Here is a 15,505-nt window from a genome sequence, read left to right on the forward strand (position 1 = left end):
CCCGCCGTGCGCACCGACCTCATCAGGCCATTGCCCGTCACGCTCCAGGAGAACGCGGCCCGGTTTCCCGGCAAGGTGGCCTTCGAGGACGACCGGCGGGCGGTGACGTACCGCGACCTCGAGGCGCGGACCCGGCGGCTCGCGGGGCACCTGGGGGGCCTCGGCGTCCGGCCCGGTGACCGGGTGGCCATCTGGCTGCCCCAGTCGGTGTCGACGGTGGAGAGCTACCTCGCGATCGTGCGCGCCGCCGGCGTCGGGGTGCCGCTCAACCCCGCCTCGGCGCAGGCCGAGCTGGAGTACCTGCTGTCCGACAGCGGCGCCACGGTGATCGTCACCGATGCCGCACAGGCCGGCAGGCTCCGGTCGATGCCGCACCTGACGGTGCTGGTGACCGGTGCCGAGGTGCCGACCGGGACGCTGTCGTACGACGCGCTCGCCGATGCCGAACCGGACCAGCCGGCCCGCGACGACCTCGGTCTCGACGACGTGGCCTGGATGTTCTACACCTCGGGGACGACCGGCCACCCCAAGGGTGTGCTGTCGACCCAGCGCAACTGTCTCTGGTCCGTCGCCTCCTGCTACGTGCCGATTCCCGGGCTGACCGACCGGGACCGGGTGCTCTGGCCGCTCCCGCTGTTCCACAGCCTCTCGCACATCGCCTGCGTGCTGTCCGTCACCGTGGTCGGTGCCACCGCCCGGATCATGGACGGCAGTTCCGCGTCGGACGTGCTCCGGGTGCTCCGGGAGCAGGAGTCGACCTTCCTGGCCGGGGTGCCCACCACCTACCAGCACCTGGTGACGGCGGCCCGGCAGCACGGCTTCTCGGCACCCCACCTGCGGATCGGCCTGGCCGGCGGAGCGGTCCTCGCCGCCGGGCTGCGCCGGGAGTTCGAGGAGACCTTCGGGGTGCCGCTCGTCGACGCGTACGGCAGCACCGAGACCTGCGGGGCGATCACCATCAACCCGCCGGACGGCCGGCGGGTCGACGGATCCTGCGGCCTGCCCGTGCCGGGCGTCGAGGTGCGCATCGTCGACCCCGGTACCGGAGTGGACCGTCCCGCCGGGGTCGAGGGGGAGGTGTGGGTCCGTGGGCCGAACGTCATGGTCGGCTACCACGACAGCCCGGAGGCGACCGCCGAGGCACTGCGCGACGGCTGGTTCCGCACCGGAGACCTGGCCCGGCGGGACGACGCCGGGTACTTCACCATCTGCGGGCGGAGCAAGGAGCTGATCATCCGCGGTGGGGAGAACATCCACCCCACGGAGGTGGAGGCGGTGCTGCGGACCGTCCCCGGGGTCGCCGACGCCGCCGTGGCGGGCCTGCCGCACGACACGCTCGGCGAGGTGCCGGTGGCGTACGTGATCCCCGGCGACACCGGGTTCGACGTCCAGGCCCTGCTGAGCCGGTGCCGCGAGCGGCTCTCCGCCTACAAGGTGCCCGCCGAGGTCCGCGAGGTGACGCACATCCCCCGCACCGCCTCCGGCAAGGTCCAGCGGCGGCTGCTGGCCGAACAGCCCGGCCGGGTGGTGTACGCGGCGACCGAGCACCACGACGCGCTGACGACCGTCGCCGAGCCCGACGACGCCGTCGCGGCGACCCTGCGGCGTCGGCTGTCCGCACTCGACGAACCGGCCCAACTGGCCCTCCTGGACGACCTGGTCCGCACCCAGGCGGCGGCGGTGTCGGGACAGCCGGGGCCCGGGTCGGTCCCGGCCGACCGGGCGTTCCGCGACCTGGGCTTCACCTCGCTGGCCGTCGTCGCACTGCGCAACCGGTTGACGGCGGGCACCGGGCTGCGGCTGCCGACCAGCGTTGTCTTCGACCATCCCACCTCGCTGGCGTTGGCCGCCTGGCTGCGGGCCGAGCTCCTCGGCGTCGACCGGACGGTCGACGAGCCGGTGCCGGTCGCCGACTTCGACGAACCCGTCGCCATCGTGGGTATGGCCTGCCGGCTGCCCGGTGGGGTGAGCGGGCCGGAGGAGCTGTGGGACCTGGTGGCCGCCGGTGTCGACGCGGTCGCCGAGTTCCCCGACGACCGGGGCTGGGACCTCGATCGGCTGTTCGACCCGGATCCGGACCGCACCGGCACCTCGTACACCCGGCACGGTGGTTTCCTGCGCGATGCCGGGCTGTTCGACGCGGGGTTCTTCGGGATCTCGCCGCGTGAGGCGCTGGCCATGGATCCGCAGCAGCGGTTGCTGCTGGAGACCTCGTGGGAGGCGCTGGAGCGGGCCGGCATCGACGCCTCGTCGCTGAAGGGCACCGACGTCGGCGTGTTCACCGGCGTCTTCGGCCACGGCTACGGCACCGGCGTCGACGCGCCGGAGCTGGAGGGCTTCACCACCACGGGGTCGGCCACCAGCGTGGCATCGGGGCGGGTGTCCTACGTGTTCGGCTTCGAGGGGCCGGCGATCACCGTGGACACCGCCTGCTCGTCGTCGCTGGTGGCGGTGCACCTCGCCGCCCAGGCCCTGCGGCAGGGCGAGTGTTCCCTGGCGCTGGCCGGCGGGGCGACGGTGATGGCGAACCCGGACACCTTCGTGGAGTTCTCCCGGCAGCGGGCGCTCGCCCCGGACGGCCGGTGCAAGGCGTACGCCGCCACCGCCGACGGCACCGGCTGGGCCGAGGGCGCGGGCGTGGTCGTGCTGGAGCGGCTGTCGGTGGCCCGGGAGCGCGGCCACCGGGTGCTGGCGGTGGTCCGGGGCAGCGCCGTGAACCAGGACGGCGCGTCGAACGGCCTGACCGCCCCGAACGGTCTGGCGCAGCGGCGGGTGATCCGTCGGGCGCTGGCCGCGGCGGGCCTGTCGCCGGCCGAGGTGGACGCGGTGGAGGGGCACGGTACGGGGACGACGCTCGGTGATCCGATCGAGTTGCAGGCGCTGCTGGCGACGTACGGTCAGGACCGGGACGCGGATCGGCCGTTGTGGTTGGGGTCGCTGAAGTCGAACATCGGGCACACCCAGGCGGCTGCCGGTGTCGCCGGTCTGATCAAGATGGTCCAGGCGCTGCGGCACGGGGTGCTGCCGGCGACGCTGCACGTCGACGCCCCGGCGGTGGGGGTGGACTGGTCCGCCGGTGCCGTGGCGCTGTTGACCGAGCCCCGGGAGTGGACCCCTGAGGGTCGTCCACGTCGGGCCGGGGTGTCGTCGTTCGGGGTGAGCGGGACGAACGCGCACGTGATCGTGGAGGAGGCGGCCGAGGAGCCGGCCGTCGCCGAGGTGGCCCCGCCGGTGGCGGCGGAGGTGGTGCCGCTCGTGGTGTCGGCGCGCAGCCCGGTGTCGTTGGCGGGTCAGGCGGGTCGGCTGGCCGGGTTCGTCGCGCGGTCCGGTCTGCCGTTGGCGGGGGTGGCCGGGGCGTTGGTGTCGCAGCGGGCGGTGTGGTCCGAGCGCGCGGTGGTGGTGGCGGGCTCGGTGGACGAGGCGTCGGCCGGGTTGGATGCGCTCTCCCGTGGTGAGCAGGCGGTCGGTGTGCTGACCGGCGGCGCGGAGGTGGCGGGCCGGGTGGTGTGGGTGTTCCCGGGCCAGGGGACGCAGTGGGTCGGCATGGGCCGGGAACTGCTCGACACCTCGCCGGTCTTCGCCGCCCGGATCGCCGAGTGCGCCGCCGCGCTGGAGCCGTGGATCGACTGGTCCCTGCGGGACGTGCTGCGCGGTGAGGCCCCCGCCGACCTGACCGAGCGGGTCGACGTGCTGCAACCGGCGTCGTTCGCGGTGATGGTGGGCCTGGCGGCGGTGTGGTCGTCGGTGGGGGTCCGGCCGGACGCGGTGGTGGGTCACTCGCAGGGTGAGATCGCGGCGGCCTGCGTGGCCGGGGCGCTGTCGCTCCGGGACGCGGCGCGGGTGGTGGCGCTGCGCAGCCGGGCCATCGCCTCGACCCTGTCGGGCCACGGCGGCATGGCGTCGGTGGCGTCGGGTGAGGACGAGGTGACCGCACACCTGACGCCCTGGGCGGGCCGGGTGGAGGTCGCCGCGGTCAACGGGCCGTCGTCGGTGGTGATCGCCGGTGAGGTCCAAGCGCTGGACGAGGCGTCGGCGGCGCTGGCGGCGCGGGGTGTGCGGGTACGGCGGGTGGCGGTGGACTACGCCTCGCACACCCGGCACGTGGCGGACGTCGAGGAGATCCTGGCCGAGGCGCTGGCGCAGGTCGAGGCGAAGGCGCCGGTGGTGCCCTTCTACTCCTGCGTGACCGGCGGATGGGTCCGCGACGCCGGGGTGGTCGACGGCGCCTACTGGTACCGGAACCTGCGTGCCCAGGTGCGGTTCGGCCCGGCCGTCGCCGCCCTGGTCGACCAGGGGTACGGCGTCTTCGTCGAGGTGAGCGCGCATCCGGTGCTCGTCCAGCCGATCAGCGAACTGGTGGCCGACGCCGACGTGCTGGTGACCGGCACCCTGCGGCGCGACGACGGTGGCCTGCGCCGGCTGCTGGCCTCGATGGCCGAGCTGTTCGTCCGGGGGGTGGCGGTCGACTGGGCCGCGATGTTCCCGCCGGTGTCCGGCCGGGTGGACCTGCCGACCTACGCGTTCGACAGGCGGCACTACTGGCTGCGGTCGACACCCACCACCACGGACGCCACGTCGTTGGGCCAGGAGACCACGGCACACCCCCTGCTCGGCGCGGTGGTGAGCCTGCCGGACTCGGCCGGCTTCGCGGCCACCTCGCGGTGGTCGTCGCGGGCTCTTCCGTGGCTCGCGGAGCACCTCGGCGCGGAAACCGTCGCGGTGCCGAACGCGACCCTGGTCGAGGTGGCCATCCGGCTCGGTGACCTGGCCGACACCCCCGTCCTCGACGACCTGACCGTCGAGGTGCCCGTGCTGCTGCCGGCGCGCGGCGGCCGTGACATCCGGGTCGTCGTCGGCGAACCCGACGGGACGCGGCGGCGGTCCGTGGCGATCCACTCCCGTGCCGCGCAGGCCCCGTTCGACGCGCCATGGACCCGCCACGCGCACGGCACCCTCGCCCCCACCGTCACCCTGCCGACCCGCCCGATGCCCGGAGTCGCCACCGAGGTCGACCTGGACGAGGGCGCGGCACGGGACGCCGACCGTTACGGGCTGCACCCCGCCCTGCTCGACGCGGCCGTCCGCGCCGTCCTGCCCGACGGCACGCAGCCGACCCGGTGGACCGGGGTGACCCTGCTGGCTTCGGGGGCCACCGCCGTGCAGGTCCGGCCGGGCCCGACGTCGCCGCAGGGGACCGCGCTGACGCTTACCGACGCCACCGGGCGACCCGTGCTGACCGCCGACGGGGTGCTCGGCACCGCCGAGGCCGACGAACCGGCCGGCGGTGCGTTGCCGCCCGACGCCCTGTTCCGGGTCGAGTGGACCGCGCTGCCGCTGCCGCCCGTGGACCGCGCCGTCGACATCGTGCCCGTCACCACCGGCGGGGACGTCGCCACGGCGGCGGCGACACCACCTGACGTCCTGCACTACGAGGCGGTCACCGGGGATCCCCGTACGGCGGCCGACGCCGCGCTGACGCTACTGCAGACCTGGCTCGCCGAACCGGCCCTGGCCGACACGCGACTGGTCGTGGTCACCGGTGACCACACCGCGCTCGACGTCGCAGCGGTGTGGGGCCTGGTGCGGTCGGCGCAGTCGGAGCACCCGGGCCGGATCGTGCTGGTCGACCTCGACGACGCGTCCCGGCCCGCGCTGCCGGCGGTGCTGCACAGCGGCGAGCCGCAGGTGCGGGTGCGCGACGGCGTCGCGGAGGTGCCCCGGCTGGTCCGGTTCTCGCCTGACGTCCCGACGCCGCACCGTCGACTCGACCCCGACGGCACCGTGCTGATCACCGGTGGCACCGGAACCCTGGGGGCCACCACGGCCCGTCATCTCGTCACCGCGCACGGCATCCGGCACCTGGTCCTGCTCAGCCGGCGGGGCCACGCCCCGCAGCTGCACGCCGAGTTGACCGCGCTGGGGGCGTCGGTAGACGTCGTCGCCTGCGACGCGGCGGACCGGGACCGGCTGCGGGACGTGCTGGCGGCGGTGCCGGCCGCGCATCCGCTCACCGCCGTGGTGCACACCGCCGGCGTCCTCGACGACGGGGTGCTCACCGAACTGCACCCGGAACGCCTCGACACCGTGCTGCGGCCGAAGCTGGACGCGGCGCTCCACCTGCACGAGCTCACCCGGGACCTGGACCTCGCCGCGTTCGTGCTGTTCTCCTCGGCGGCGGGCGTGCTGGGCAACCCGGGGCAGGCCAACTACGCCGCGGCCAACGCGTGTCTCGACGCGCTCGCCCGGCAGCGGCACCGGCTCGGGCTGCCCGCCGTCTCCCTCGCCTGGGGCTACTGGTCGCAGGCCAGCGACATGACCCGGCACCTGGGGGTCGCGGACCTGAGCCGCCACCGGCGTACCGGCATGACCGGCCTGTCCGCCGCCGAGGGCATGGCGCTGCTGGACGCCACCCTCGGCCTGGCCGACACGGTGGTGGCGGCGAAACTCGACCTGCCCGCCCTGCGGCGGGCCGCCGTGGCCGGCGACCCGGTCCCGCCGCTGCTCCGCGCGCTGGCCCCGGCGCCGCGGCCGAGGGCCGGCAGCGCCACCGGCCCCACGTCGCTGGCCGGGCGCCTCGCCGGACTCGCCGAGACCGCGCAGACCGAACTCCTGCTCGACCTGGTACGCGGACACGCCGCCGCGGTGCTCGGCCACGCCGACGCCGACGCCGTGCACCCCGGGCGCAGCTTCAAGGACGCCGGCTTCGACTCGCTCACCGCCGTGGAACTGCGCAACCGGCTGGCCGCCGCGACCGGGCTCACCCTGTCCCCGGCGATGGTCTTCGACTACCCGAAACCGGCCGCGCTCGCCGGGTACCTGCACACCAGGCTGCTCGGTGGGACCTCGCGCCAGCCGGCCGCAGCCGGTGCACCTGCCCCGACGACCGACGAGCCGATCGCGATCGTGGCGATGGCCTGTCGCTTCCCCGGGGGCGTGCACGGCCCGGAGGACCTGTGGCGGGTGGTGGCCGACGGGGTCGACGCGGTCACCGAGTTCCCCGCCGACCGGGGGTGGGACACCGACCGGGTCTACCACGAGGATCCGCACCACCCGGGCACCTCGTACGTGCGCCACGGCGCGTTCCTCGACGACGCCGCCGGCTTCGACGCGGCCTTCTTCGGCATCTCACCGAACGAGGCGTTGGCGATGGACCCGCAGCAGCGGCTGCTGCTGGAGACGTCATGGGAGGCGTTCGAGCGGGCCGCGATCGACCCGACCACGCTCGCCGGGCAGGAGGTCGGGGTCTTCGTCGGCGTCAACAGCCACGACTACGACACCCGCACCCTCCAGGCGGCCGGCACCGAGGGTTTCCGCCTCACCGGAAGTTCGGGCAGTGTCGTCTCCGGCCGGGTCTCCTACCACTTCGGCTTCGAGGGGCCGGCCATCACCGTCGACACCGCCTGCTCCTCCTCGCTTGTGGCGCTGCACCTGGCGGCGCAGGCGCTGCACCGCGGCGAGTGCACGATGGCCCTCGCCGGGGGTGTGATGGTGATGGGCACCGTCGAGACGTTCGTCGAGTTCTCCCGGCAGGGTGGCCTCGCGCCCGACGGCCGGTGCAAGGCGTTCGCCGACGGCGCGGACGGCACCGGGTGGTCCGAGGGGGTGGGACTGCTGCTCGTGGAGCGGCTGTCGGAGGCCCGCCGCCGGGGTCACCAGGTGCTGGCAGTGGTCCGGGGCAGTGCGGTGAACCAGGACGGCGCGTCCAACGGGCTCACCGCGCCGAACGGCCCGTCGCAGCAGCGGGTGATCCTGAAGGCACTCGCCGACGCGGGCCTGCGACCCTCGGACGTGGACGTCGTGGAGGCGCACGGCACCGGCACGACGCTCGGCGACCCGATCGAGGCGCAGGCGCTGCTCGCCACCTACGGCCAGGACCGACCGGCCGACCGGCCGCTGTGGCTGGGGTCGGTGAAGTCGAACATCGGGCACACCCAGGCCGCGGCGGGGGTCGCGGGCGTCGCCAAGATGGTGCTCGCCATGCGGCACGGCGTGCTGCCCCGGACGCTGCACGTCGACCGTCCGTCGCGCAACGTGGACTGGTCCTCGGGCGCGGTGGAGCTGTTGACCGAGGCGCGTGACTGGCCGGACACCGGCCGGCCCCGCCGGGCCGCGGTGTCGTCCTTCGGCATCGGCGGCACCAACGCGCACGTCGTCCTGGAAGCGGCTCCCGACCAGCCGGTCACCGACCCGCCGGAGTCGGCGTCGGAGCCGGAGTCTGGGCCGGAGTCGAGCGGCTTCCCGGTCCCGGTCGTGGTGTCGGCGCGGACGGCTGCCGGCCTGCGCGGCCAGGCGGGTCGGCTCGCCCGGTTCCTCGCCGACCGGTCCGACGTACACCTCACCGATGCGGCACACGCCCTCGTGACCACCCGCGCCCACCTCGAACACCGGGCGGTCGTGCTGGCCGCCGACCGGGGGCAGGCCGGCACCGGTCTGTGTACCGTCGAGCGTGGCGCGACGGGCCCCGGGATCGTCTCCGGCACCCCGGTCCCGGGCAGACTGGCCGTCCTGTTCACCGGCCAGGGCAGTCAGTGGGCCGGCATGGGACGCGAGCTCGCCGCAGCCTTCCCGGTCTTCCGTGCCGCGTTCGACACCGCCTGCGCCGCCGTGGACCGGCACCTGGGCCGGCACGCGTCGCGCCCGCTGGGTGACGTGGTCTTCGCCTCCGACGGTGAGCTGCTCGACCAGACCGTCTACACGCAGGGCGCGCTGTTCGCCCTGGAGACCGCGCTGTTCCGGCTGGTCGAGTCCTGGGGGGTACGCCCCGACCTGCTCGCGGGCCACTCGGTCGGGGAGATCACCGCCGCCCACGTCGCCGGGGTGCTGGACCTGGACGGGGCGGCCAGACTGGTCGCCACCCGGGGCCGGCTGATGCAGGACCTGCCCACCGGTGGCGCGATGGTCGCCGTCCAGGCGACCGAGGCCGAGGTCGCGCCGCTGCTCGCCGGGTCGGAGGGGGTCGTCTGCGTCGCGGCGGTCAACGGCCCCGACGCGGTGGTGCTCTCCGGCGACGAGGACGTCGTGCTCGCCGTCGCCGCCGAACTGGCCGGTCGGGGCCGCAAGACGCGACGACTTCCGGTCAGCCACGCCTTCCACTCACCGCTGATGACGCCGATGCTCGACGAGTTCCGCGCGGTGCTGGCGGACCTGTCGTTCCGGCCGGGCGACCTGCCCGTCGTGTCCACGCTGACCGGCGCGCTCGCCGGGGAGGGCCAGCTCGGCACCCCGGAGTACTGGGTCGACCAGGCCCGCCACCCGGTCCGGTTCGGCGACGCGGTCACCGCGCTGAGCGGGCACGGCGCGACGACCTTCCTGGAGCTGGGGCCGGGTGGGGCGCTGGCCGCGATGGCGCTCGCCACGCTCGGCGTACCGGAGCAGAGCTGCCTCGCCGTGCTGCGCAAGGACGGCGCGGAGGTCGCCGACCTGGTGGCCGCGGTCGCGGCGCTGCACGTGCGGGGCGTGCCCGTCGACTGGACCGGCCTGCTCGGCAGGCGTGCCACCGGGGTGGGAACCGAGCTGCCCACCTACGCGTTCCAACACGAGCGGTACTGGGCCGAGCCCGACGACACCGCCACCGGGGGCGCGGAGGCGCTCGGTGCCACAAGCGCCGGGCACCCGTTGCTCGGCACCGTGATCGACGTGCCCGACACCGGCGGCCTGGTGCTCACCGGTCGGCTGTCGCCACGCAGCCCGGGGGTGCTCCCCGGCCCGACCCCCCGGGTGCCGGTCGCCGTGCTGCTGGAGATGCTGGTCCGGGCGGGCAACGAGGTCGGCTGCGGCAGCCTCGACCAGATCGTCGTCGAAGCGCCGCTGACGGTCGCGGCGGCCGGGCGTACCCGGGTGCGGGTGACCGTGGCCGGTCCCGGCGCGGACGGACGTCGTGGCGTGGCCGTCCACGGCCTACCCGACGGCGCGGCGCCGGGGTCGTGGACCTGCCACGCCCGCGCCGTGCTGGTGCCCGGGGTGCCGCCGCCGGCGTTCGACAGGCGGGACCGGTCGGGCACCGAGCTCGGCCTCCCGGCCGAGCTGGCCGAGCAGGCCGCCGCGTTCACCCTCCACCCGGGACTCGTCGACGCCGCGCTGCGCGTCCTGGCCGGCGACGACGAGCGGGACATCGCGACGTGCCGGAGCATGACGGTGTACGCGCAGGGCGCCGCTGCCGTGCGGCTGCGGACGACACCGACGCCAGACGGCGGCCACCTGCTGGAGCTGGCGGACGTCGACGGCGAACCCGTCGCCACGATCGGCCCGCTGACCCTCGACGCCGCCGTCCCCGTCGCCCCGGTGCCGTTGACCCTCGACGCCGCCGCCGTCGTGGCGGTGGACGGTGACCCGCAATCGCAACCGCAACCGCTCGCCCGCCGGGTGGTGCCCCGGGGCGGGGCGACAGGTGCGGGGCTGTCGGACCGGCTCGCCGGGCTGGCCGTCGCCGAGCAGCTCCGGATCGTGCTGGACCTGGTCAAGGAGAGCACCGCCGTCGTCCTCGGCCACCGGGACTCGGACGCGTTCGACGAGGAGCAGCCCTTCAAGAGCCTCGGCTTCGACTCGTTGAGCGGGGTCAAGCTCCGTAACCGACTCCAGGACTTCACCGGCGTACGGCTGCCCAGCACCCTGGTCTTCGACTACCCGACGCCGGCGGTCCTCGCCGCCCACCTGCGCGCCGAACTGCTCGGTGAGCACCCGGAGCTGCCAGTCACCGCCGGGGCTGCCGTCTCCGACGAGCCGATCGCGATCGTGGCGATGAGCACCCGGCTGCCCGGCGGCGCGGACACTCCCGAGGAACTGTGGAACCTGGTACGGGAGCGGCACGACGCGGTCGCCGGCTTCCCCGTCGACCGGGGCTGGGATCTCGACGGCCTCTACCACCCGGACCCCGCCCACCCGGGCACCAGCTACACCCGTACGGGTGGGTTCCTCTACGACGCCGCCCAGTTCGACGGCACGCTGTTCGGGATCTCGCCCCGCGAGGCGCTGGCGATGGACCCGCAGCAGCGGTTGCTGCTGGAGACCTCCTGGGAGGTGCTGGAGCGGGCCGGCATCGACCCGCTGTCGGTCAAGGGCAGCGACATCGGGGTCTTCACCGGCATCGTCCACCACGACTACGTGACCCGGCTGCACCGGGTGCCCGAGGACGTGCAGGGCTACCTGATGACCGGGGCGGCGGCCAGCGTGGCCTCCGGTCGGGTGTCGTACGTGTTCGGCCTGGAGGGACCGGCGGTCACCCTGGACACCGCCTGCTCCTCCTCGCTGGTGGCGATGCACCTCGCGGCCCAGGCGCTGCGGCAGGGCGAGTGCTCGATGGCGCTGGCCGGCGGCGCGACGGTGATGGCCAGCCCGGACGCGTTCCTGGAGTTCTCCCGGCAGCGGGGGTTGTCCGCCGACGGCCGGTGCAAGGCGTACGCCGACGACGCCGACGGCACCGGCTGGTCCGAGGGGGTCGGGGTCCTGCTGCTGGAGCGGTTGTCGGTGGCGCGGGAGCGCGGGCATCCGGTCCTGGCACTGCTGCGTGGCAGCGCGGTGAACCAGGACGGCGCGTCCAACGGGCTGACCGCGCCGAACGGCCCGTCGCAGCAGCGGGTGATCCGCAGCGCGCTGGCCAACGCCGGCCTGACGCCCGCCGACGTGGACGCGGTGGAGGGGCACGGCACCGGCACCGCGCTGGGCGATCCGATCGAGGCACAGGCCCTGCTGGCCACCTACGGGCAGGGCCGGGACCCCGACCGTCCGCTGTGGCTGGGGTCGCTGAAGTCGAACATCGGGCACACCCAGGCGGCGGCCGGGGTGGCCGGGGTGATCAAGATGGTGCAGGCGCTGCGGCACGAGCTGTTGCCCGCGACGCTGCACGTGGACACCCCCACCACCAAGGTCGACTGGTCGGCCGGGGCGGTCCGGGTGCTGACCGAGGCGCGGGACTGGCCACGCGGCGGGCGTCCGCGCCGGGCCGCCGTGTCCTCCTTCGGGGCCAGCGGGACGAACGCGCACGTGATCCTGGAGGAGGCGCCGGCCGCGCCGACGGCGCCGGCCGCCCCGGAGGTCGTACCGGCCGGGGTGGTGCCGTTGGTGGTGTCGGCGGGCAGCCCGGGTGCGCTGGCCGGGCAGGCCGGCCGGCTGGTGTCCTTCCTCAAGGGTGCCGGTGCGGTGCCGCTGGCCGGGGTGGCCGGTGCGCTGCTCTCGGGGCGCGCGAAGCTCGGCCGGCGGGCCGTGGTGGTGGCGCAGACCGACGCCGAGGCGCTCGCCGGGCTGGGCACGTTGGCCCGGGGTGAGAACGCCCCGGGCCTGGTCACCGGCGGCGTGGACGTGCCCGGCCGGGTGGTGTGGGTGTTCCCCGGCCAGGGCTGGCAGTGGGTCGGCATGGGCCGGGAACTGCTCGACTCGTCACCGGTCTTCGCCGCCCGGATCGCCGAGTGCGCCGCCGCGCTGGAGCCGTGGATCGACTGGTCCCTGCCGGACGTGCTGCGCGGCGAGACCCCCGCCGACCTGACCGAGCGGGTCGACGTGCTGCAACCGGCGTCGTTCGCCGTGATGGTGGGCCTGGCGGCGGTGTGGTCGTCGGTCGGCGTACGACCGGATGCGGTGCTCGGGCACTCGCAGGGTGAGATCGCCGCGGCCTGCGTGGCCGGGGCGCTTTCGCTCCAGGACGCCGCCCGGGTGGTGGCGCTGCGCAGCCAGGCGATCGCCGCGAAGCTGTCCGGTCGCGGTGGCATGGCCTCGGTCGCGCTGCCCGAGCAGGACGTGCTCGGGCGGTTGACGCCCTGGGCTGGCCGGGTCGAGGTGGCCGCGGTCAACAGCCCGTCCTCGGTGGTGGTCGCCGGCGACGCCGACGCCCTGGACGAGGCCCTGGAACTCCTGGCCGGCCAGGGGGTACGGGTCCGGCGGGTGGCCGTCGACTACGCCTCCCACAGCTGGCACGTCGAGGACATCCGGCACACCCTCGCCGACGTGCTGGCCGGGATCGACGCGCAGGCGCCGGCCGTCCCGTTCTACTCGACGGTCACCGGCGACTGGATCCGCGACGCCGGGGTCGTCGACGGCGGCTACTGGTACCGCAACCTGCGCAGCCAGGTCGGATTCGGCCCGGCGGTGGCGGACCTGGTCGCCCAGGGCCACGGCGTGTTCGTGGAACTCAGCGCGCACCCGGTGCTGGTGCAGCCGATCGCCGAGATCACCGACGGGCTGGTGGTCGGGACGCTGCGCCGCGACGACGGTGGCCTGCGGCGGCTGCTGACCTCGATGGCCGAGCTGTTCGTGCAGGGGCTGGCCGTCGACTGGGCCGCGCTGCTGCCGCCCGTCCCGGTCCGGGTCGACCTGCCGACGTACGCCTTCGACCACAGGCACTACTGGCTGCACGAGGCCGACCCGGGCACCGACGCGGCCGAACCGGGCACAGACGGCGCTGACGCCGACTTCTGGGCCGCGCTCGAGCGTCCCGACCTGGACTCCCTCGCCGAGTTGCTGGAACTCGCCTCACCCGACCAGCGCGGTGCGCTGGACACCGTCGCCCCCGTGCTGGCCGACTGGCGGCGCAAGCGCCGCGAGATGTCCACCGCGGAGAAGCTGCGCTACCAGGTGACCTGGCAGCCCCTGGACCGGGAGGCCGCCGGGGTGCCGGCCGGCCGGTGGCTCGTCGTCGTGCCGCCGGCGCACGGTGACGACGCGCTCCTCGCCGACCTGGCCGGACAGGGCCTCGACCTGACCCTGCTGGAGGTCGACGCGCCGGACCGCACCCGGGAACGGCTCGGTGTCCGGCTGACCACGGCCCTGGCCGACCACGACCTGACCGGCGTGCTGTCCCTGCTCGCCCTGGACCCCGGGACCCCGACCGAGGTCGCGGCGACGACGCTCGCCCTGGTGCAGGCCCTGGGCGACCGGGCCGTCACCGCGCCGCTGTGGTGCCTGACCCGGGGCGCGGTGAACATCGGCATCCAGGACGCCGTCACCGCACCTGCCCAGGCCGCGCTCTGGGGCCTCGGCCGTGCCGTCGCGCTCGAACGGCCGGACCGCTGGGGCGGTCTGGTCGACCTGCCCGGGGCGAGTGACCCCCGCACGGCACAGTCCCTGCTCGGGGTGCTGAACGGCGTCGACGAGGACCAGCTCGCGATCCGCCGGTCGGGCACCTACCGTCGGCGGCTGGTCCGCAAGCCCGTACCCGAGCCGGCGGGCGGCGGGGGCTGGCAACCCCGGGGCACGGTCCTGGTGACCGGTGGGGCGGAGGGGCTCGGCCGGCACACCGCCGTCTGGCTGGCGCAGGCGGGCGTCGACCGGCTCGTCGTCACCACCACCGCCCACGCGCCCGACGACAGCGTGCCGGAGCTGCGGGCCGCACTGGCCGGGCTCGGCCTGTCCACGGTGGTCGAGTCCTGCGCCGATGCCGACCGGGACGCGATCGCCGCCCTGCTGGCCGCGACGGCCCCGGAGCAGCCGGTGACTGCCGTGGTGCACGCCGCCGACGTCACCCAGACCAGTTCCGTCGACGACACCGGCGTGGGCGACCTCGCCGGGGTGTTCGCCGCGAAGGTGGACACCGCGCTGTGGCTGGACGAGCTGTTCCGGGACACCCCGCTCGACGCGTTCGTCGTGTTCTCGTCGATCGCGGGGGTCTGGGGTGGTGGCGGCCAGGGGCCGTCCGGTGCGGCGAACGCCGTCCTCGATGCCCTCATCGAGTGGCGTCGGGCCCGCGGCCTGCGGGCGACCTCGATCGGCTGGGGCGCGCTGGACCAGATCGGGGTGGGCATGGACGAGGCCGCCCTGGCCCAGCTGCGCCGCCGGGGTGTCCTGCCGATGGCCCCCCCGGTGGCGGTGACCGCGATGGTCCAGGCGGTGGGCGGCAACGAGAAGTCCGTGACCGTCGCCGACATGGACTGGGCCGCCTTCGTCCCGGCCTACACCTCGGTGCGGCCCAGCCCGCTCTTCACGGATCTGCCCGAGGCGAAGGCCGCCCTGGCGGCGTCGCAGCCCGACACCGGTGACAGCGACACCGCCGCGTCGCTGGCGGACTCCCTGCGCGACGTCACCGACAGCGAACAGCAGCGGATTCTGCTCCGGCTGGTCCGTGGACACGCCTCGACGGTGCTGGGCCACGGCAGCGCCGAGGGCATCGGGCCGAGGCAGCCCTTCCAGGAGGTCGGCTTCGATTCGCTGGCCGCGGTCAACCTCCGCAACAGCCTGCACGCGGCGACCGGGCTCCGCCTGCCGGCGACGCTGATCTTCGACTATCCCACCCCGGAGTCGCTTGTCGGCTACCTGCGTGCCGAACTGCTCCGGGAGGCCGACGACGACCTGGCGGGGCGGGAGGACGACCTGCGGCGGGTCCTCGCGTCCGTGCCGATCGCCCGGTTCCGGGAGGCGGGCGTGCTGGAGACCCTGCTGGGACTGGCCGACGTGGACGCCACCGGCCCGGATACCGGGCCGCCCCCGGCGGACGACGACGGGGAACTGATCGACGCCCTGGACATCGCCGGTCTCGTCCAGCGTGCGCTGGGCACGACGAGCTGACCACCGATGACGAACG

Annotated in this window: 1 protein-coding gene; it reads left to right on the forward strand. The window is 75.1% G+C overall.

Going from position 1 to position 15,505, the window contains the following annotated elements; all coding sequences use genetic code 11:
- Positions 1 to 6 precede the first annotated feature (6 nt).
- Entirely contained in the window at positions 7 to 15,489 is a 15,483-nt protein-coding gene (locus OHQ87_RS06335; protein ID WP_328345806.1) for a type I polyketide synthase, read from the forward strand.
- The last annotated feature ends 16 nt before the right edge of the window (positions 15,490 to 15,505 follow it).

The organism is Micromonospora sp. NBC_00421 (genome assembly GCF_036017915.1).
GTDB lineage: Bacteria > Actinomycetota > Actinomycetes > Mycobacteriales > Micromonosporaceae > Micromonospora.